This is a genomic window from Nonomuraea sp. NPDC004580, assembly GCF_040609855.1.
GTDB classification, from domain to species: domain Bacteria; phylum Actinomycetota; class Actinomycetes; order Streptosporangiales; family Streptosporangiaceae; genus Nonomuraea; species Nonomuraea salmonea.
The window spans coordinates 1-15428 of record NZ_JBEXLH010000014.1 but is presented as its reverse complement, the minus strand read 5'-3'; the positions used below and the strand labels follow the sequence as shown (position 1 = coordinate 15428).

The window sequence follows — 15428 nt, the reverse complement described above, 5'->3', positions numbered from 1 at the left end:
GTCAGAGCTCCTCGTCGTCGTACAGCTCGGGCGTGGACGGCGTGTCGGCGGCGGCGAGTTCCCAGCGGGAGACGGGTGCGGGCCGGGAGAGGGCGGCGGCGCGGCGGGCGATGGCTTCGGTGGTCGGCGTGATCGCGTACACCGAGGACGGCGCGTAGTACTGGGTGATGGCGGGCTGGCCGTCGGCGGCGGGGATGTCGATGCGCAGGAAGCTGCCGCCCGCGATGGACGCTTCGGTGAGGCGGCCGGCGAGTCGGCGGTGGCCGAGGATTTCGAGGATGACCCACTCCTCGAACGCGCTGGTGGTGGTGTCGTTCATGCGGCGGTGGTCCTTTCGGCGAGTCGGATGCGGCGGCGTTCTTCGGGGGTGGTGCCGCCCCAGATGCCGTCGGTGGTTCGGTCGGGGTTGTCGAGGGCGTAGTTGAGGCAGTCCTGGAGTGCGGGGCAGGCGTGGCAGAAGCTCTTGGCGCGTTTGATCTGTTTGGCGTCGTTGTAGGTGAGGGGGAAGAACAGTTCGGGGTCGGCGGTGCGGCAGGCGGCGCGGTCGCTCCAGGTGCGGATGCTGGCCATCGGCTCCTCCTCGGGTGGCAGGGTTTTGGAGGTGATGTGGAGGCGGGCCACTGTGCGGGAGGTGACGCCGAGGTGGTAGGCGATGACGTCTTGCGTGTAGCCGGCGCGTTGGAGGCGGGCGACGGTTCGGGCGCGTTCGACGGTGCGCGGGGTGGGGCTCATGCGGTGCGTTCCAGTTCGAACAGAGTCGGCTGCGACATTGCCGGTGCCTGGTTGGCGTTGGCCGGGTAGATGCTGGCGAGGTAGTCGCGTACGGGCTGCTGCCAGTCGATGCCGAGCGTGGCGCCGAGCACCGCGGCGGCGACGGGCGGCGAGACGACGTCAGCGGCTTGAAGGAACTGCTTCGTGCGGGAGCCCTGCCATGGGTAGTCGGCCGGGAAACCGGTCAGGAGCCCCGCCTGGGCGGCGGTGAGATGCACTCCGTCGGAGACCCGTTTCCACGACCGGGCCTTGCTGGTGAGGCACCATGCGGTGGCGTCGGCGGAGAACTCGTTGCCGCCGGACGTGCGCCGGTTGCCGCGGGTGTTGACCCGTTCGCCGGCGGGCCAGCCGAGTGCGGCGGCCATGGTGGTGGTCGGGAAGTGGGCGGGTGTTGGCGGAAGCTCGTGGCGGGGTGCCGCGAACCGGCCGGTGGTCCACAGGCTGCGCATTGGTAGGCCGGTCAGGTCTGGCTGGTGGTGGCGGGTTGCGATCAGGAAGGTGCGGGTTCGTCCGCTGGCCACGCCGAGGTCTTGGGCGGCCACGGTGAGCACTGCTAGGTGTGTCCAGTCGGTGGTCATGGCGAGTTCGGCGCCGATCTCTTGCCAGATGGGCGCTACTGCGGGCACTTGTTCGGCGACCATCCACTGCACATGAGGGAGGCGGAACGCGAAGCGCAACGTCTCGATTAGCAGCGCTGAGCGTGGGTCGTGTAGGTCGGCCAGCGCCTCCTGGTAGGCGTGATCGGGCACCATGCCTGCGACGTTGTCGCCGAGCAGGGTCAGTGCGTGTCGGATGGTGGGCATGTCGTTGATGCCTTTGCCGAGTCCGCCGCGGCTGAATGGCGGGCAGGGCGGGGTGGGGAGGACGCCGGTGGTGGTGGGGAAGTGTTCGGGGTTGAGGTCGGTGACGCTGGCTTGGGTTCGGTGGAATCCGGCGGCGGTTGCGGTGGCGCATGCGTCGTGGTCGAGGTCGTAGCCGCGGGTGGGCGTGGTGATGTTGAGGATGCGGGCGCCCATGTCGAGCCCGCCGGGGCCGGCGAAGAGGTTGAGGATCAACGCGTCACCACCTCAGGCCATGTGATCTTGGTGAGGGCGTCGCGCTGTGCCTTGGGCAGGTCGACGAGCGGGTGGCCGAGGGCGTCGAGGCCCATGGCCATGAGGACGACGGCGTCGGCGGCGTTGTCGTCGCCGTGGGTTTGCCAGGCGGGCCAGCGTCGGGCGACGGCGTCCACGACGGCGGTCTTGGAGGCGTTGCCTTTGCCGGTGGCGTAGGTGCTGCGGTGGCCGGGGTTGACTTCGACGACGGGGATGTCCCAGCGCAGGAGGCGGTGGACGACGCGCCACCAGAGTCCGGAGCGTTCGTGGGCTCCGCCGCCGCTGCGGGAGTAGGCGGGCGCTTCGATGACGACGAGGCCGGTGGTGGGTCCGATGTGCTGGGTGATGTCGTAGGCGAGCTGGTCGAGGGCGGCGTCTCGGCGGGCGAGAGGCAGGCTGGTGATGCCGGGCAGGCCGATGGCGTCGCACCAGCCGGCGGAGCAGGCGATGCCGGTGCCGGTGAGGCTGATGTCGAGGCCGACCACGCGGGGCGGGGCCGCCGCCCCCGTGGTGGGGGCGGTGGTGGCGGTGGCGGTCATTGGGTGCCACCGTTGATGACCTGGGCGACGAGCTGGGCGGCAACGAAGTCGTCGCGCCGTTCACACCCGTTGCAGGCCCCGGCCTGGTCGTCGCAGGGTGGGGCGTCGTACTGGTCGGCGATCTCTTCGAGGAGGGCGGCGAGGGGCTCGCGGAGGGCGTCCGGGGGTAGTGCCGCGGCGTTTGCCCACGGCATGCCGCAGTGGCTGCACGACCCGGGGCGGGCGAGGCTGCCGTGCGGCGGCTGGACGGGGAAGCGGTGGTCGCAGCGGAGCCGGATGGCGGCGGTCTTCAGTTCGCCGGCGGGCGTCGTGGTGTTGGTCTGGGTGGCGGTGTCCATCACGTCTCCTGTGGTGCGGTCGGTGCGGGCTGTGGTTGTGGCGCGGGTGTGGGGTGGTCGGCCGGGATGGGCCGGATGGCGGCCGACACGGTGATGGCGGCGGTCAGGACGGCGAGGGCGATGCCGGCGATGAGGGCGATGAGCCATGGGTCGCCGCGGCGGGCGGCGGCGTAGACGTCAGCCACGGCTGGCCACTACTCGTGCGGCGGCGCGCAGCTCCGATACGACGGTCTCGGGCGGGAGCGAGTCGGACCAGAAGCCGATCGTCTCGTCGTAGTCCTTGTCGGGGTCGAGGCCGAGAAAGTCGATCAGGGCGTCTGCTGCTGCCACGGCGGGGGCGAACTCGCCGCCCTGGTAGTCGGCCATTTCCCATGCGGAGGGGTCGAAGCCGGCTGCGATGGCGATGGCGCCGAGCGCGCAGACGGGGCAGGTGCGCGGGTTCTTGTGGGGATGCTCGGTGTAGTAGTCGTTGCGGGCGATGCCGTTGTGTTCGATCACGTCGGCGGCGCGGTCGAGGACGGCCGGGATGGCAGGGTCGGCGGTTGACTCACGCATGCCAAGTCACCGCCACCGGGGCGTCGGCGAACGGGAACACCAGGGACGGCTGGCCGTTCTTGGCCTCGACCTCCCAAAGGCTGGAGAGGCGGAAGAGCCCGCCGGTCGTCCAGTTGCACGGCTGGCTGTTGCCGTCGATCTTCCGCTCGGGCTCGATTTCCTTGAGGACTCGGCCGATGCAGTCGAAGGGTGCGCGGCGTCCGTCGGCTCCGAGGGTCTTGAAGTCGGCGGGAGTGGCGATGTTGCCGCAGGATGCGCACTCGAACTGCCACTGCTGGATGTCGTCGCCGAAGCGGCGGGTGCCTTCTGCGCGCCAGTCGGCGTTGGTCATGACGGTCATGGTTGTGTCCTTCGTGGTGGCGTGTGGTGGCCTCTGTAGGGCCGGAAGGAGGCCGCCCGGTGGAGGGCGGCCAGGGTGCGGCTGGCGGAGCGTGCCCGCCGCCTCAGCGGCTGGTAGAGGGCCCGGTGGAGGGCGGCTCTGGCCGTCGGGCGCAGCCACACGTATTCGGCGGTCAGGGCCACCGCGAGGAGCGCGACGACGGCCGGCCAGTTCACGACATCGGCCCGTACGGTGCGCGCCGCACCGGCACGGTCGGCTCGGTCGGCGGCTCGACGACGCCGGCCAGGTCGGGCCGTCCGGCGAGCTCCATGTCGAGGTGGCGCCGCCACCTTTCGGCGTAGGCGCGGGCGGCCATGGCGGCTTGGTCGGCGGCGTCGGCGGCCCGCAGATGCTCGGCGGCCTTCTCCCGCTCGTGGCCGCCGATTCCGGCGAGCCGGTCGGCGTCGGCCATCGCCCCGGCGTGCAGGTCGCGCAGGATGTTGATGATGACGGGGTCGCCGGTGGGTGCGGCCGGGAGGTCGTGCTGCTGGTCGGTGGTCGTGTCGGTCACGTCAGCGCTCCTTCGGGCTGTTTGGCGGGCGCGGGTTCGACCGGCCACGCCCCGCTGATGACGGCCTTCGCGTCCTGCTTGTCGCCGGCCTTCGGGCTGCGGAGCCACTCCTGGTAGGAGGCGGCCTGTTCGGCGGCCCACCGCTTCTGGTTGGCGAAGAGGGTGGGCAGGTCGACGGCGAGGGCGTCGAAGAGCGCCCGGTCGTCGCCGCGGCCGGATTGGATGCGCGGCCGGGCGTCGCGCGGCATGGCGGCGATGGCTCCCATGCGCCAGGCGACGCGGTCGGCGATCAACGCGTCGTAGCGGGCGCCGTGCGCGTCCTCGTCGTTCCACGGGATGCCGAAGACGGCGGCGCAGGTTTTGAGGACGTGGGCGCCCTGCTCGGCGCTCACCCGGCGGCGCCACTTGTCGAGGTGCTTGGAGATCACGAACGTGTCGACGACCGGGCCGTACGAGCCGCCGCACAGGTCGAGCAGGCTGCCGAAGCCGTGGCGGATGGCCTCGCGGTCGATCACCGTAAGGTCAAACCGGACATTGTGTCCGACCACGGGAATTCCGGCCTGCCATGCCTCGACCACGGCGGCGACGACGCGCTGTACGCCGTCCTTGGCGGGCACGCCGTGTTCGCGCACGTAGGCGGTGTCGTATCCGTGGATGGCGGTCGCCTCAGCGGGGATCTCCACGCCTGGGTTGATCAGAAGCGGCGGCCGGTCGAGAGGCGGTTCCCCACCACCGACGTATCCGCAGTACGCCTCGACGATCCGGGCATCTTCGGGGTTGGGTGATGTGGTTTCCGTGTCGAGGGCACACAGCCTCGCGAGATGCCAGCTCATGATCGCCCCGCCTTCTTGCGGGCCTTGAGCGCCCTGGTTGCAGCCAGATTGCAGCGCCGACAGAACCGGCGCCCGCCGCGGACGTACGTGTTCTCGGCGGTGTACTCGTGTCCGCGGGGGCAGTGGGTGACCAGAGCAGCAGCCCGTCTCGCGTTCTCCGCCTGGGTCACGGCTTCCAGGTGGTCCGGATTGCCGCAGCGGCGGTGCAGGCAGGTGGGCCCGCCGCGGCAGTCCTTCGAGCGGGAGTGGCAGGCGTGGTCTATCTCCATGCCTTCAGGGACGGGGCCGATGAAGCAGTCGTAGACGGCCTGATGGAGTGGGGTGCCGCGACGCCCCTTGTACCCGACTCGCCCGTAGCCGTTCCGCTCAACGAAGCCTGTCCAGTGCCAGCAGCCGTTCGGCTGCGGTACGAGTTTGGCGAGCAGCCGGTCGCGGGCTGGGATGTCTCGTGCCCGCATCACTCGCCGTCCTCGATGACGTCGGCGTCCACGGGGTCTTCGGCTTGGGCGGCTTCGCGCTCCAGCGCGTCGATGACTCGCGAGGCTTCGTCGAGGGTGAGTTCGTTGCGGGAGGCGACCGGGTTGTCGGCGGGTCGCTGCAGGATCTCGTTGACGAACGCGAGCGCGGTGTCGCGGTCGGTGAGTCCTGCGGTGCGCATGCCCGCCGCCATCTTCTTCATCTGGGCGGCCGTGATCATGCGCGGCTGCTCGGGTTCCGGCGCGGCCGGGGGCGTGGGCTGCTCGGCGGGCCCTTGCCGGGCGGTGACGATTTCCTCGACGGTGACCCGCGCAGGACCGCCGCCACCGCCGGGCGATTCGCCGTCGAGCTCCTCAGCCGCGTACGGCATGGCGTAGAGGACGTCGGCGGCGATGAGGCGGCAGATCTCGCCCGTCGCGCGGGCCACCAGCATGGTTTGCGGCTGCTTCTTCCACTGGTCTTTGCCAGTAAGCCCGAGCTGGGCGGCCCGTTCGATCGTCCACTCGACCTGCTGCCAGTCCTTCTCGCCGGCGCGGCGGCCGCGCATCACGCACCGGTCGGGCGTGGACTCGACCACCTGCACGGAGTGGCCGTGGGATTGGACGAGGCCGCGCATGGCGTGCGCGCGGAGGGCGGGCGTGCCCTGGATGACGTCGATGCTGCGCAGCGTCGCCATGGGCTGCAGGCCGAGTTCCTGCCCGGCGAGGATGGCGGCGGTGAGGTCGTCGGGCTTGCCTCGCAGGCTGGCGGGCACGAAGCTCGTGCGGGCGAGCGAGGTGGCGATCTGCTCTGCCTGGCGTGCCTCGTACGCCCACAGGACGAGGGCGCTCGTCTGCGCACCGGTGGGGACGACGTCGGCGTGCTGCCCGTTGGGGATGGCGATCTCGGTCACAGGTTCTCCTCGCGGGTGGCCCAGGCGGGCAGGGTGATGAGTTCGATGTCGTCGCTGTAGCCGGGCCAGTGGTCGGCTTCGACGCAGGCGGCGTAGGTCTCCATGGCGCGGCGGTTGCGTTCGCGGGCCACGTGGAGGGCTTCGTCGTCGAGCTGGACGACGGTGACCAGATACGGGGGGTCTTTCTCTTGGAAGACGAAGACGAACGCGGCGTCGCCGTCGGCCAGGTCGAGGGCTTGGGCGCCGCGTAGGTACCATTCGGTTTGCTGGTGGTAGCCGTGCTCGTGGACGGCTTTGGCGATGGCGCGCGGGCTGGCGGAGCGGCAGGTTTTGTAGTCGGGGACGATGAGCCGGCGGCCGGGCTTGGCATCGGGCTGCCAGTCGAGGCGGGCGCGGCACGAGATGCCGGTGTCGTCGTCCTGCCAGATGAGGGTTTGTTCGGGTTGGCCGTGGGCGGGGTCGAAGAGTGCGGCGGCGACGGGGTGCCGCCGGAGGGCGGCGGCCATGTCGTGCACCTGCCGGTACTCGGCGGGCTTGAGCGGGATGCCGCCACCCGCCCGTACTGCGGCGACCTGCTCTTTGACTTCCTTGGTGCGCCACTCGTCGGCGTCGATCCGTACGAGCTCCGGGCCAGACCCGAGCACCAGCCTGTGCGCGGCGCTGCCGAGGTCGAACGCCTTCTTGGGGCCGGGCGGGTTGAGTTGTTCGTGGCGGAAGATGGCGGGGCAGGACGGCGGCAGCAGGCGGCGTGCGCCACTGCTGGAGAGGCTGCCGCCGGGGACGGGGTCGGCGTGGTAGGCGTCTTCGGGGATGTCGTAGACGCCGGGCCCGTCGATGACGGGTGCGTCGAGGAGGTCGGTCACGTCCGCTTCTCCTCGCGGTAGAGGGCTTCGGCTTCGGTGCCGATGGGGTCGCCGCCGCGCACGCTGACGCTGGACTGGGCGGGCCGGTGCCCGGTGAGCACCGCCCGCAGTTGGTCGGCTGCCGCCGGGACCATGAGGGACTGCTGCAGCAGGACATCGACGAGTTCGAGGGCGCTGGAGATGCGTGCGCCCTGGTTGGTGTCGCCGGTGGCGCCGATCGCATGCCCCCACTCGGTGACCTGCTGGTCGTCGCCGATCAGCGGCAGCGCGGCCTGGAGTGCAGTGGCGGCGGCCAAGGCGAGCGTCGCGTGTACCTGCGCGCTTGCGATGTTCGTGTCGGCCGCCTGGCCGTCGTGAGTTTCCACCGCCGTGTCGAGCAGTTCTTCGGCGTCGCGGTAGTGCTCGGGGCCGGTCATCAGGCACCGTCCGTGGTGTTGACGGGCCAGAGTGGGAGTCCGGCGCGGCGGTTCCGCCATGCTTCGAAGGGGCGTGCGGGCTTCTGCGTCTCGGCCTTGTGGGTGGCGCGGCGGCCGGTCGGGACGCCCTTCTGTTCGGCGCGCTGGGTTTTGCGCCAGACGCGGGTGTTCTCGGGTCGCATCACGACTCGCTTTCGTCGCGCAGGTAGAGGCCGGAGGTGGCTCGGAACGCTCGGGCGAGTCGTTCCGACATGACGGCCGCGTCCGTGCGCAGGCCGGTGAGCTGGCGGAGCGCCGTGTTGACGTTGGTGAAGGCGTCGCCGTTGGAGTCAGCGAGCTGCCCCGCCTGAGCGAACCTGACGAGCCGCTGGTCGAGCTGCTGCAGGAGCTGGTCGAGGCGGGCGATGCCGTCGTGCAGCTCGCCGAGGATGGCGTGCACGGTGGCGGGTTCGGTGACGCCGTCCTGGTCGCGGGTGGCGTGGTTGAGGATCCGCACGGTGCCGGCGAAGACGCTGGCGACGTGCCGGGTGTAGTCGTCGCTGTGCGGGCCGCTGGTGTCGAGGCGGTAGGTGGTCATGCGGCGGCCTCGCTGTCCCGGCGGTTCAGCCAGTCGGCGCGGCGTACGCACTCGACGGTGGCGCCGTCGGGCAGGTAGATGATGCCGGTGGCGGGCTGCTGGCCGTCGGTGTGGTCGATCTGCTGCCAGCGGATGACGTGTTCGCCGTTGTCCAGCTTGATGCGGCTGGTGATGGTGGCGGTCATGCCGTCGATGGCGATGAGGTGGCCGCGGTCTCCTGCGCGGAGCCGGTCGCCGGGGACGGGGATGGTGTCGAAGTCGCTCATCGGGTCGCTCCTGCGGCGATGCGGAGGGCGGCGGCGACCTGGGCGCGTGGCCGGGTGACGCCCCACAGGGGCAGGTCGCGGGGGTGGCGTCCGAGGGTGTCGGCGAGCCGCTGGACGGCTTGCCGGGCGGTCGCCGGGTTGCGGGTGGCGAGGTGGAGCGCCTCGGGCAGGCTGGCGTTGTAGGGGCCGTGGACGAGGCGGGCCATCCGGCGCAGCACCTCGTCCGAGCTGCCGTCGTGGCGGGTGCCGGCCAGGTTGGCGCCGTACGCGTGGGCGGCGGCCTGCGCGTACTCGTGCAGGGTGCCGTGGAGCTGGTCGGCGTCAGTGGCCACGACCTTGACGAGCCGTCCGTCGTAGCGTTCGACGACCGCGCGGGTCGCGGTGGTGGGGACGTGCGGGCGGGTGTCGTTTGTGATGGGCTCGATGCCGACGGTGTGGGTGGCGATGGTGGTGGTGGTCATCAGACCGTCACCTCCGGCGCGATGGTGATGCAGCAGCCGAAGCCCGGGAGGTGCCCGGTCCTGGCGTAGTGGGCGGCGGGGCTCTCGCCCTCGCTGGTCTGCTCCGACTGGGCGGGGCGGAGTTGGTCGACGACGGCGAGCAGCTCGTGGTCGGGACGGGTGTCCCAGCCGGTGAGGTTGGTGAGGCCGTCGGTGGCGCGGCCGATGGTGGGGCTGGTGGGTGCGTCGGGGCGGGCGATCCAGGCGGTGTCGTCGTCCTCGAAGGCGGTGATGATCCAGGTGCCGTCGGTGCCGGTGTGGGTGACGCGGTCGCCCACCCGAGGCGTCCAGCTCTCCAACGCCAGGCGCGTGCGCCTGGCGCGGTCGAGGGCTTCGGTGAGGGCGTCGCTTGCGGCGCGGACGCGGTCGTCGAAGGCGTCGTTGCGGGCGAGGTCGATGGCCTGGCTGGCGGGGGTGTCGAAGAGGCGGACGATGAGGGCGGCGAGGAGCATGGTGCGCTGGTGGTCGCCGCCGAGCGCCATGGCGTGCTCGTCGTGGTAGCTGGCGAGCGCCTCGATGATCTGGTCGGCGGTGCTGGTGTTCGTGGTGGTGGCGGGTGCGAGAATCGGTGTCACGACCTCGTCCTTTCGAGAGTGGGATTGATGGTCGAGCGGGGCCCGGCCGGTTGCGTCGGTGCGGGTCCCGCGCCGCCGCCTGGTTAGGGCGTGGCGGGGTCGAGCGGGATTTCGGGGGTCGGGTAGCCGAGCGCTTCGAGGAGCGCGGGCTTGGGGACGATCCAGGCGCCGCCGCAGCGCAGGACCCGGCAGGGGGCTTCCTCGGTGGGGAAGGCGCCTTTGCGTACGAGTTCGTGGGCTTTGGTGCGGCCCATTCCGAAGGCTCTGGCGGCTTCGACGAGCGGGATGCCCACCGGCAGGGCGCGGAGTTCGTCCTCGCTCATGTGGGGGCGGCGCTTCGCGGTGTCGGTCATGCTGTCCCCCCGTCAGTTCTCGGTGGGGGTCAGTTCGTCGAGCTCGGTGACGTAGCGGCGGAAGCTGCTGCGGTAGACCTTGCGCTGGCCGAGGATCAGCTTGGACTTGAGCCGGCCGGTGCGGATGAGCTTGTAGGCGCTGCTGCGGCTGACGCCGAGCATGTTCATGACCTCGGATAGGTCGTAGAACAGTGCGGGGTCGTCTGGGTCTCCGCCGCAGATGCAGCCTCCGCACACGCAGTGTGTGGGTGGGGCGGTGGTGGTTGCCATGCCGCAATCATGTACGCACACCTGTGCACAGCGCAAGACAGATACGCACACCCGTGCACACTTTTTACTTGAGCGCTGGGTGATGGGGTGACGCCACTTCGTTACATGGGGGTTTGACTCGTTGTTAGGTGTGCACGGGTGGGATAGGGTGTGTGCGTAGGTGTGCAGAAAAGTGCATCTCGGACACGTGGGAGAGGTAGATCCGTGGCTACCGAACCGGTCGTTCCGCCGGAGGCTGCGCTGATCAAGGCGCGGCGTAGGGATCGCCTGCCCCCGATGGGGGCCGCTGCCGCTGCGGCGGCTGCTACCGCTGCCGGCGTCAAGATGAGCGCCGAAGGGTGGCGGAGTATCGAGAACGGCCGCTATGACGGCCCGCCCGACAAGCTGGCCATCATGGCCCAGGTGGTGGGTATCTCCGCTGAGGAGCTCGCCGAGCTGGGCGAGCGTGAGGGTCGCGAGAACGCGGCGCGGGCGGCGCGGCTGCTGGAGTCGCATCTGCGTCAGCGGGCGGCTGCTGAGCCTGCGGTGGCGGCGTCGTCGTTGGATGTGGAGTCGACGCCGGAGCAGGTGCTGCGGATGATCCTGAAGGGGATCGACGATATTCGGGCCGCACCTGGTTTGACTGCGGGTCAGAAATCCTCTCTGGAGAGGTCCCTTATGGAGGCGGTTGTGTCCTCTGTGGGCGGTCAGATTGTCCAGATTCGTACCGCTCTGGAAATTCTGGGAGAAAGAAGCAGGTAGAGGTCTTCACGTATCAGGCGCGTTATGTCCCGCTTACCCGGGGTTTTCCCACTGTTCATCTGCCATTTTCGGCCGTAGTGTGGCAAGACACTCGGGGGACAACGGCGTCAACCTGGTCGGAGGGGACATTGACTAGGATTAAGCGGACATTCATAGCGTTCGGAGCGGGTGGTGGTTGGGTGGCGGCGGCCGCGGTGACGGTCGCCGCCCCTTTCGTCGAGTGGGCGGAGGAGTATCCGTTCCTGGTGCACAGGGTGTTCGCGCTGTTCGCGCTGGCGGCGACGGTGCTCAGCATCGCGTGGCTGATCGATCGGGCGAAGCGTCCGTCGATCCCGGTGGCGGCGGAGACGACGTACAAGCTGGGCATCGACGTCGGTAGGGAGATGGGCCGCATGGAGGCGGCGTTGCAGCGCTGGAACGCTCCCGGCGGTCAGGCCCGGCATCCGCTGGCGGGCGAACCGGCGGGGCGGCAGGATACGCCGCCGTATATGTGGCGCCGTTGAGGCGTCCGATCAAGAATGGGGGGTGGCGTCTGCGCCGCCCCCTTTTCTTTCGTCTCGCGGTGAATTGAGGGAATGGTCGTGATCGGGAATCCCTATAAGCGGTGCCGTTGTGTTGATCAGGACGGTAAAGATCTCGGCGCGAAATGCCCGAAGCTGCGGCGGAAGGATGGGGCGTGGAATCCCAGGCACGGCGTCTGGTACGGCAAGGAGGAGCTACCGGCCGGGCCCGACGGTAAGCGGGCAAGTCTGAAGCTGGGCGGCTTCGCGTCGGAGGCCGACGTCGTCGCGCGTTATGAGGCGATCGGCCGGCTGCTCGACATCCCCGAACCTGGGCCGGAGGGGCACGCGGCGCGGATGGAGATCGTGGCCATGGTGAAGGCGGCGCATCGGGGGCGGGCGGCGTGGCCGGAGTTCGAGGAGTTGCACCGCAAGTACCGGGCCGGCCAGCCGCTCCAGAGCATGCTGTTCGGGGAGTATTGGGCGTCGTGGGTGGCGCGCCGCCGCCGGTTGAAGGACATCCGGGAGAGCACGTTGCTGTCCTACATCTCGCACCACGACACGCACTTCGGGGAGGTGCTCGATCCGGTGCGGCTTGACCGGCTGATGGTGCCGACCGTCGAGGCTGTCTTCACCAGGATCGACGAGAAGAACGCGCAGCTGCTCGCGGCGCGTGAGTCCGAGGATCCGAAGGTGCGGGCGTCCGTACGGGGGAGGCGGCCGACGGGTCCGGTGACGAAGCAGCGGATCCGGGCGACGATCCGTACGGTGCTCGCGGACGCGGAGCGGGAGCGCTTGGTGGGTTTCAACGCGGCGGCGTTGGTGAAGCTGGATGCGGGTGAGCGGCCGGAAGGCCTGGTGTGGACGAAGCCGCGGGTGGAGGCGTTCACGGCGGCGTACGAGGCGAGGCTGAAGGCGGAGCGTGAGGCGCCGGTGCAGCCGAGGAAGCCGTTGGAGAAGTTCAGGGTCTGGATGGCGACGCCGCGGCCGTCGCCGGTGATGGTGTGGACGCCGGCGCAGCTGGGCGCGTTCCTCGACCACGCGCTCACGGACAGGCTGTACGCGCTGTTCCACCTGGTCGCGTTCCGTGGTTTGCGCCGTGGTGAGGCGTGTGGCGCGCGGTGGGTGGATGGGGATTTGGAGGAGGGGACGTTGGCGACGGCGAAGCAGCTGTCGTACGTCGGTCGGCAGGTGCGGGAGGGGGCGCCGAAGACGCGCGCCAGCAAGGCTCAGGTGGCTCTGGACGCGGGCACGGTGGCGGTGCTGCGTGCGCACCGTCAGCGGCAGCGTGAGGAGCGTCTGGCGTGGTCTGGGGCGTGGAAGGACACGGGGCGGATTTTCACGCGGGAGGATGGGGGCGAGCTGACTCCGGACTGGGTGAGCGAGCACTTCGAGCGGCTCGCGTTCGCGGCCGGTCTGCCGCCGATCCGGTTCCATGATCTGCGGCACGGCGCGGCGACGCTGTCCCTGGCGGCGGGGACAGACATGAAGTATGTGTCGGCGATGCTGCGGCATTCGTCGTTGTCGATCACGAGCGACATTTACACGGCCGTGCTGCCGGAGTTGGCGCGGGAGGCTGCGGAGGCGAGCGTGGCGTTGGTGCCGCGCCGCGCGGTTCCCGCTGGTGAGGGGTCCGGGAATCCGGGTTCCCGTTCGGGTCCCGGGCTGCGTCCGGTGCCTCCTGCCGAGTAGCGGCGGTGGGTTCCGCCGCTGGTCGGCGTGGTAGGGCGGGTGGGACTTGAACCCACGACCCACGGATTATGAGTCCGATGCTCTGACCGGCTGAGCTACCGCCCCTGGATGAAGTTGTGTCGTGTCTGGCGCGGCGACCGGAAGGATCTTGCCGTGGCCTAGGCGTTAACCAAGGCTAGAGCATCGGATCCGGTCGTGGTGCCGGGCCAGGCGGGGAGAACGGATTCCCCCGACATCATTCCATGTCTGCCGGGATTGGTGGAGTGCGGAACGATCATATTCTCCGTCGGCGTACTGCCGGGCGGGGCCGGTCGGGAGGGGGCGGGTGGGAGTTCTGGAGGGCTGGGGTTCTGAGTGGTCAGGGGGCGCGGCTCCCTGACGTGGGCGGGGTTAGGGGGCGGTGCCGTAGCCGGGGTTGCGGACCAGCCAGTCCGAGTAGACCGGGCTGCGGCGTACGGCGTCCAGATGGGCCTGTTTGGCCTGCGCGATCACCCAGGCGGCTTCTGGGGCGGTGGGGTGGCGGCCGAGGAGTTGCCGCCAGCGCAGCGGCGCGCCGGCCAGCGGCACCATGACGAGCCCCTGGGCGGGCTGGTGGGTGGCCTGGCACAGGACGACGGCCCGGCCGACCTGGGCGAGGTGGGTGCAGGTCGGTACGTCGGTCTCGTAGATCGTTCCCGGCGTGAACCCGGCCCGCGCGCATGCCATCGCGAAGCAGTCGGCGAAGCAGCCGTCGCCCGGCGTGACCGCCCACTGTTCCTCGGCGAGGTCGGCCAGCTGCACCTCCTTCTCCCGCGCGACCGGGTGATCGGCGGAGACCAGGCAGAAGACGGGGTCGAGGCTGATGGTCTCCCAGACGAGCGTGCCGGTGGGGGTGCCGGAGTCGCCGCAGGCGCCGGTGAGCACGTAGTCGAGGCGGCCGAGCTCGACCATGCTGTTCAGCTCGTACGTCGACCACGACGTGTACGTGCTGACCTTCCGCTCGGCGGCGAGCCGGTCGACCAGCCCGCCCAGTATCGGCCCGTTGGTGGCGCCGATGCGGAAACCGGGGGAGGGGGCCTGGGCGAAACGTACGGCTTCGTCCTGCAGTTCTTTGGCTGCGGGGAGAAGCACACGCGCGCGGGCGAGCACGAGTTCGCCGAGGCGGGTGGGCCTGGCGCCGTGGCGGTCACGCTCGAAGAGGGCGCCGCCGAGCACCCTCTCGATGCGCTTGAGCTGCGCGGTCAGGGCCGGTTGTGCCAGCCCGAGCAGGGACGCGGCTTTGCTCACACTTCCCGCGTCCGCGACCGCGCGGACGATCCTGAGGTGCCGTAGCTCGAGGTCCATAACGGGAAGGTAAAGCGGCGGTCTCTTACAGACAATGCCTCTATGTCAGGAATTGTGACAGATATTGGTCGAGGGTTCCTGGGGTAGGGGGAGCGCATGACGACCATGGGAATAGACCCCGCCCAGCTCAGCGACGAAGACGTCGTACGCGAGCTGCGCCAGCTGCACGCCACCAGAAGCGACACGTTCTTCCACGGATCGGACGACGCCCTCGCCCACCACACCTCCCGCACCAGCGAGCTGGAGGCCGAGTACCTGCGCCGCTTCCCCGATCGCGAGGTCGACCCCGCCAGGCTGAGGGAGGGAGCGAGGCAGCGGTCATGACTGAAGGCCACGATGTGCAGGCCCTGTCGGACGTGGACTTCCACGTTTACGAGGCCGTCGCCGCCCAGGCCGTCACGTCCGGCGCCGCCCGGCTCGACGGGCTGACGCGCGCGTGCGGGCTGGGCGAGGAGGAGGTGCGGGAGAGCCTCTCCACGCTGATCGAGCACGGGTACGTGGTGCCGCACGGCGACGGGTACGGGCTGGGGCCGCACACGTTCGAGGTCGAGTACTGACGGGGCTCGGCTGGATGCCCCAGACGGCGGCGGCGGGCTTCAAGCGGTGACGGCGCCCTGGTACAAGGCGGGTTGGTGCCGGGCGATGGCAGCGCCCCTCATGTGCCGGGCGGCGGGAGTGCCCCTTCCGCGCCGAATGAGGCCAGTGCCCTGAGCACGCCCGCTTGCTCCGCCGTGACGCCCGCCGCCCGCTGGGCGGACGCCTCCTCCGGCGTGAGCCCGGCCGCGCACCAGGCGGCCACCTCGGCCAGGGGCACCGCGCCCCACCAGGCCGCCATGACCTCCAGGGCGGGACGGCCGAGCGCGGCGGCCTCGGCGGCGGCGAAGCCGAGCGCCCGGAACAGCCGCGCGTCCCCCTGATCCACCCGCCGCCGCGCCCACTCCAGGGCCTCGTCGCCGTCCCAGC

At 70.3% G+C, this 15428-nt stretch carries 27 protein-coding genes, 1 tRNA gene and 1 pseudogene; 5 read left to right on the top strand and 24 right to left on the bottom strand.

Features of this window, described 5'->3' with window-relative positions; translation table 11 throughout:
* Position 1 precedes the first annotated feature (1 nt).
* The 21 genes from ABZW11_RS17040 to ABZW11_RS16940 all read right to left on the bottom strand — a co-directional run bounded on the left by ABZW11_RS17040 (position 2) and on the right by ABZW11_RS16940 (position 10209).
* Positions 2 to 319 carry a hypothetical protein gene (locus ABZW11_RS17040; RefSeq protein WP_355417792.1) on the bottom strand — a complete coding sequence of 106 codons (318 nt, stop codon included), beginning with the start codon at positions 317 to 319 and terminating at the stop codon, positions 2 to 4.
* Positions 316 to 732, bottom strand: a complete 417-nt coding sequence (locus ABZW11_RS17035; protein WP_355417789.1) for a WhiB family transcriptional regulator — start codon at positions 730 to 732, stop codon at positions 316 to 318. Before ABZW11_RS17035 ends, ABZW11_RS17040 begins: the two co-directional genes overlap by 4 nt.
* Positions 729 to 1826, bottom strand: a complete 1098-nt coding sequence (locus tag ABZW11_RS17030) for a DNA cytosine methyltransferase (protein ID WP_355417786.1) — start codon at positions 1824 to 1826, stop codon at positions 729 to 731. The genes ABZW11_RS17035 and ABZW11_RS17030 overlap by 4 nt, the downstream gene beginning before the upstream one ends.
* Positions 1823 to 2404 (bottom strand): hypothetical protein, encoded by a 582-nt coding sequence (locus ABZW11_RS17025; protein ID WP_355417783.1) that lies wholly within the window; start codon positions 2402 to 2404, stop codon positions 1823 to 1825. The genes ABZW11_RS17030 and ABZW11_RS17025 overlap by 4 nt, the downstream gene beginning before the upstream one ends.
* The gene (locus ABZW11_RS17020) at positions 2401 to 2742 is read right to left on the bottom strand and encodes a hypothetical protein (protein WP_355417780.1); all 342 of its coding nucleotides are present in this window, start codon (positions 2740 to 2742) and stop codon (positions 2401 to 2403) included. The genes ABZW11_RS17025 and ABZW11_RS17020 overlap by 4 nt, the downstream gene beginning before the upstream one ends.
* A complete protein-coding gene (locus ABZW11_RS17015; RefSeq protein WP_355417777.1) occupies positions 2742 to 2927 on the bottom strand; it encodes a hypothetical protein in 186 nt (61 codons plus the stop codon). The genes ABZW11_RS17020 and ABZW11_RS17015 overlap by 1 nt, the downstream gene beginning before the upstream one ends.
* Positions 2920 to 3297 carry a hypothetical protein gene (locus tag ABZW11_RS17010; RefSeq protein WP_355417774.1) on the bottom strand — a complete coding sequence of 126 codons (378 nt, stop codon included), beginning with the start codon at positions 3295 to 3297 and terminating at the stop codon, positions 2920 to 2922. Before ABZW11_RS17010 ends, ABZW11_RS17015 begins: the two co-directional genes overlap by 8 nt.
* Positions 3290 to 3637, bottom strand: a complete 348-nt coding sequence (locus ABZW11_RS17005; protein ID WP_355417771.1) for a VVA0879 family protein — start codon at positions 3635 to 3637, stop codon at positions 3290 to 3292. Before ABZW11_RS17005 ends, ABZW11_RS17010 begins: the two co-directional genes overlap by 8 nt.
* Positions 3634 to 3852: a hypothetical protein gene (locus ABZW11_RS17000; RefSeq protein ID WP_355417768.1), complete on the bottom strand. Its 219-nt coding sequence runs from the start codon at positions 3850 to 3852 to the stop codon at positions 3634 to 3636. The genes ABZW11_RS17005 and ABZW11_RS17000 overlap by 4 nt, the downstream gene beginning before the upstream one ends.
* Positions 3849 to 4187: a hypothetical protein gene (locus ABZW11_RS16995; RefSeq protein ID WP_355417765.1), complete on the bottom strand. Its 339-nt coding sequence runs from the start codon at positions 4185 to 4187 to the stop codon at positions 3849 to 3851. The genes ABZW11_RS17000 and ABZW11_RS16995 overlap by 4 nt, the downstream gene beginning before the upstream one ends.
* Positions 4184 to 5020 (bottom strand): exonuclease domain-containing protein, encoded by an 837-nt coding sequence (locus ABZW11_RS16990; RefSeq protein ID WP_355417762.1) that lies wholly within the window; start codon positions 5018 to 5020, stop codon positions 4184 to 4186. Before ABZW11_RS16990 ends, ABZW11_RS16995 begins: the two co-directional genes overlap by 4 nt.
* Positions 5017 to 5478: a hypothetical protein gene (locus ABZW11_RS16985; RefSeq protein WP_355417759.1), complete on the bottom strand. Its 462-nt coding sequence runs from the start codon at positions 5476 to 5478 to the stop codon at positions 5017 to 5019. Before ABZW11_RS16985 ends, ABZW11_RS16990 begins: the two co-directional genes overlap by 4 nt.
* Positions 5478 to 6389 carry a hypothetical protein gene (locus ABZW11_RS16980; protein ID WP_355417756.1) on the bottom strand — a complete coding sequence of 304 codons (912 nt, stop codon included), beginning with the start codon at positions 6387 to 6389 and terminating at the stop codon, positions 5478 to 5480. The genes ABZW11_RS16985 and ABZW11_RS16980 overlap by 1 nt, the downstream gene beginning before the upstream one ends.
* Positions 6386 to 7252, bottom strand: a complete 867-nt coding sequence (locus ABZW11_RS16975) for a PD-(D/E)XK nuclease-like domain-containing protein (RefSeq protein ID WP_355417753.1) — start codon at positions 7250 to 7252, stop codon at positions 6386 to 6388. Before ABZW11_RS16975 ends, ABZW11_RS16980 begins: the two co-directional genes overlap by 4 nt.
* Positions 7249 to 7668 carry a hypothetical protein gene (locus ABZW11_RS16970; protein WP_355417750.1) on the bottom strand — a complete coding sequence of 140 codons (420 nt, stop codon included), beginning with the start codon at positions 7666 to 7668 and terminating at the stop codon, positions 7249 to 7251. Before ABZW11_RS16970 ends, ABZW11_RS16975 begins: the two co-directional genes overlap by 4 nt.
* A gap of 181 nt (positions 7669 to 7849) precedes the next feature.
* On the bottom strand, positions 7850 to 8245 hold the full coding sequence (locus ABZW11_RS16965) for a hypothetical protein (protein WP_355417747.1): 396 nt from the start codon (positions 8243 to 8245) through the stop codon (positions 7850 to 7852).
* On the bottom strand, positions 8242 to 8511 hold the full coding sequence (locus tag ABZW11_RS16960) for a hypothetical protein (protein ID WP_355417744.1): 270 nt from the start codon (positions 8509 to 8511) through the stop codon (positions 8242 to 8244). Before ABZW11_RS16960 ends, ABZW11_RS16965 begins: the two co-directional genes overlap by 4 nt.
* The gene (locus ABZW11_RS16955) at positions 8508 to 8972 is read right to left on the bottom strand and encodes a hypothetical protein (RefSeq protein ID WP_355417741.1); all 465 of its coding nucleotides are present in this window, start codon (positions 8970 to 8972) and stop codon (positions 8508 to 8510) included. Before ABZW11_RS16955 ends, ABZW11_RS16960 begins: the two co-directional genes overlap by 4 nt.
* A complete protein-coding gene (locus tag ABZW11_RS16950; protein WP_355417738.1) occupies positions 8972 to 9586 on the bottom strand; it encodes a hypothetical protein in 615 nt (204 codons plus the stop codon). The genes ABZW11_RS16955 and ABZW11_RS16950 overlap by 1 nt, the downstream gene beginning before the upstream one ends.
* An 83-nt stretch (positions 9587 to 9669) precedes the next feature.
* The gene (locus ABZW11_RS16945) at positions 9670 to 9939 is read right to left on the bottom strand and encodes a hypothetical protein (protein WP_355417735.1); all 270 of its coding nucleotides are present in this window, start codon (positions 9937 to 9939) and stop codon (positions 9670 to 9672) included.
* Positions 9940 to 9951: 12 nt separating this feature from the next.
* Positions 9952 to 10209, bottom strand: coding sequence for a helix-turn-helix domain-containing protein (locus ABZW11_RS16940; RefSeq protein ID WP_355417732.1), 258 nt, complete (start codon positions 10207 to 10209; stop codon positions 9952 to 9954).
* 204 nt (positions 10210 to 10413) lie between these two features.
* Between ABZW11_RS16940 and ABZW11_RS16935 the strand changes: the two genes are divergently transcribed.
* The 3 genes from ABZW11_RS16935 to ABZW11_RS16925 all read left to right on the top strand — a co-directional run bounded on the left by ABZW11_RS16935 (position 10414) and on the right by ABZW11_RS16925 (position 13142).
* Positions 10414 to 10950, top strand: a complete 537-nt coding sequence (locus tag ABZW11_RS16935; RefSeq protein ID WP_355417729.1) for a hypothetical protein — start codon at positions 10414 to 10416, stop codon at positions 10948 to 10950.
* Between the two features lie 179 nt (positions 10951 to 11129).
* Positions 11130 to 11453 (top strand): hypothetical protein, encoded by a 324-nt coding sequence (locus ABZW11_RS16930; RefSeq protein ID WP_355417726.1) that lies wholly within the window; start codon positions 11130 to 11132, stop codon positions 11451 to 11453.
* Positions 11454 to 11531: 78 nt separating this feature from the next.
* Positions 11532 to 13142, top strand: a complete 1611-nt coding sequence (locus ABZW11_RS16925) for a site-specific integrase (protein ID WP_355417723.1) — start codon at positions 11532 to 11534, stop codon at positions 13140 to 13142.
* Between the two features lie 28 nt (positions 13143 to 13170).
* On the opposite strand, the gene ABZW11_RS16920 is transcribed toward ABZW11_RS16925, so the two are convergent.
* Together ABZW11_RS16920 and ABZW11_RS16915 are read right to left on the bottom strand one after the other, a co-directional pair.
* A tRNA-Ile gene (locus ABZW11_RS16920) sits at positions 13171 to 13247 on the bottom strand.
* A 285-nt stretch (positions 13248 to 13532) separates the two neighbouring features.
* Positions 13533 to 14465, bottom strand: a complete 933-nt coding sequence (locus ABZW11_RS16915) for a LysR family transcriptional regulator (RefSeq protein ID WP_355417720.1) — start codon at positions 14463 to 14465, stop codon at positions 13533 to 13535.
* A gap of 96 nt (positions 14466 to 14561) precedes the next feature.
* Between ABZW11_RS16915 and ABZW11_RS16910 the strand changes: the two genes are divergently transcribed.
* On the top strand, positions 14562 to 14789 hold the full coding sequence (locus tag ABZW11_RS16910; RefSeq protein WP_345400556.1) for a DUF6158 family protein: 228 nt from the start codon (positions 14562 to 14564) through the stop codon (positions 14787 to 14789).
* On the top strand, positions 14786 to 15022 hold the full coding sequence (locus ABZW11_RS16905; protein ID WP_355417717.1) for a hypothetical protein: 237 nt from the start codon (positions 14786 to 14788) through the stop codon (positions 15020 to 15022). Before ABZW11_RS16910 ends, ABZW11_RS16905 begins: the two co-directional genes overlap by 4 nt.
* Positions 15023 to 15120: 98 nt before the next feature.
* Here ABZW11_RS16905 and ABZW11_RS16900 read toward each other — a convergent pair.
* Positions 15121 to 15428, bottom strand: a pseudogene (locus ABZW11_RS16900) (hypothetical protein); the annotation flags it as partial.

Bases quoted from the DNA above. Each gene is read 5' to 3' on its own strand.
- ABZW11_RS16905 (WP_355417717.1), top strand. From the start codon at position 14,786: ATGACTGAAGGCCACGATGTGCAGGCCCTGTCGGACGTGGACTTCCAC.
- ABZW11_RS16915 (WP_355417720.1), bottom strand. From the start codon at position 14,465: ATGGACCTCGAGCTACGGCACCTCAGGATCGTCCGCGCGGTCGCGGAC.
- ABZW11_RS16965 (WP_355417747.1), bottom strand. From the start codon at position 8,245: ATGACCACCTACCGCCTCGACACCAGCGGCCCGCACAGCGACGACTAC.
- ABZW11_RS17005 (WP_355417771.1), bottom strand. From the start codon at position 3,637: ATGACCGTCATGACCAACGCCGACTGGCGCGCAGAAGGCACCCGCCGC.
- ABZW11_RS16945 (WP_355417735.1), bottom strand. From the start codon at position 9,939: ATGACCGACACCGCGAAGCGCCGCCCCCACATGAGCGAGGACGAACTC.
- ABZW11_RS16990 (WP_355417762.1), bottom strand. From the start codon at position 5,020: ATGAGCTGGCATCTCGCGAGGCTGTGTGCCCTCGACACGGAAACCACA.
- ABZW11_RS17040 (WP_355417792.1), bottom strand. From the start codon at position 319: ATGAACGACACCACCACCAGCGCGTTCGAGGAGTGGGTCATCCTCGAA.
- ABZW11_RS16970 (WP_355417750.1), bottom strand. From the start codon at position 7,668: ATGACCGGCCCCGAGCACTACCGCGACGCCGAAGAACTGCTCGACACG.
- ABZW11_RS16985 (WP_355417759.1), bottom strand. From the start codon at position 5,478: ATGCGGGCACGAGACATCCCAGCCCGCGACCGGCTGCTCGCCAAACTC.
- ABZW11_RS17020 (WP_355417780.1), bottom strand. From the start codon at position 2,742: ATGGACACCGCCACCCAGACCAACACCACGACGCCCGCCGGCGAACTG.
- ABZW11_RS17025 (WP_355417783.1), bottom strand. From the start codon at position 2,404: ATGACCGCCACCGCCACCACCGCCCCCACCACGGGGGCGGCGGCCCCG.
- ABZW11_RS17035 (WP_355417789.1), bottom strand. From the start codon at position 732: ATGAGCCCCACCCCGCGCACCGTCGAACGCGCCCGAACCGTCGCCCGC.
- ABZW11_RS16960 (WP_355417744.1), bottom strand. From the start codon at position 8,511: ATGAGCGACTTCGACACCATCCCCGTCCCCGGCGACCGGCTCCGCGCA.
- ABZW11_RS16955 (WP_355417741.1), bottom strand. From the start codon at position 8,972: ATGACCACCACCACCATCGCCACCCACACCGTCGGCATCGAGCCCATC.
- ABZW11_RS16910 (WP_345400556.1), top strand. From the start codon at position 14,562: ATGACGACCATGGGAATAGACCCCGCCCAGCTCAGCGACGAAGACGTC.
- ABZW11_RS16940 (WP_355417732.1), bottom strand. From the start codon at position 10,209: ATGGCAACCACCACCGCCCCACCCACACACTGCGTGTGCGGAGGCTGC.
- ABZW11_RS17010 (WP_355417774.1), bottom strand. From the start codon at position 3,297: ATGCGTGAGTCAACCGCCGACCCTGCCATCCCGGCCGTCCTCGACCGC.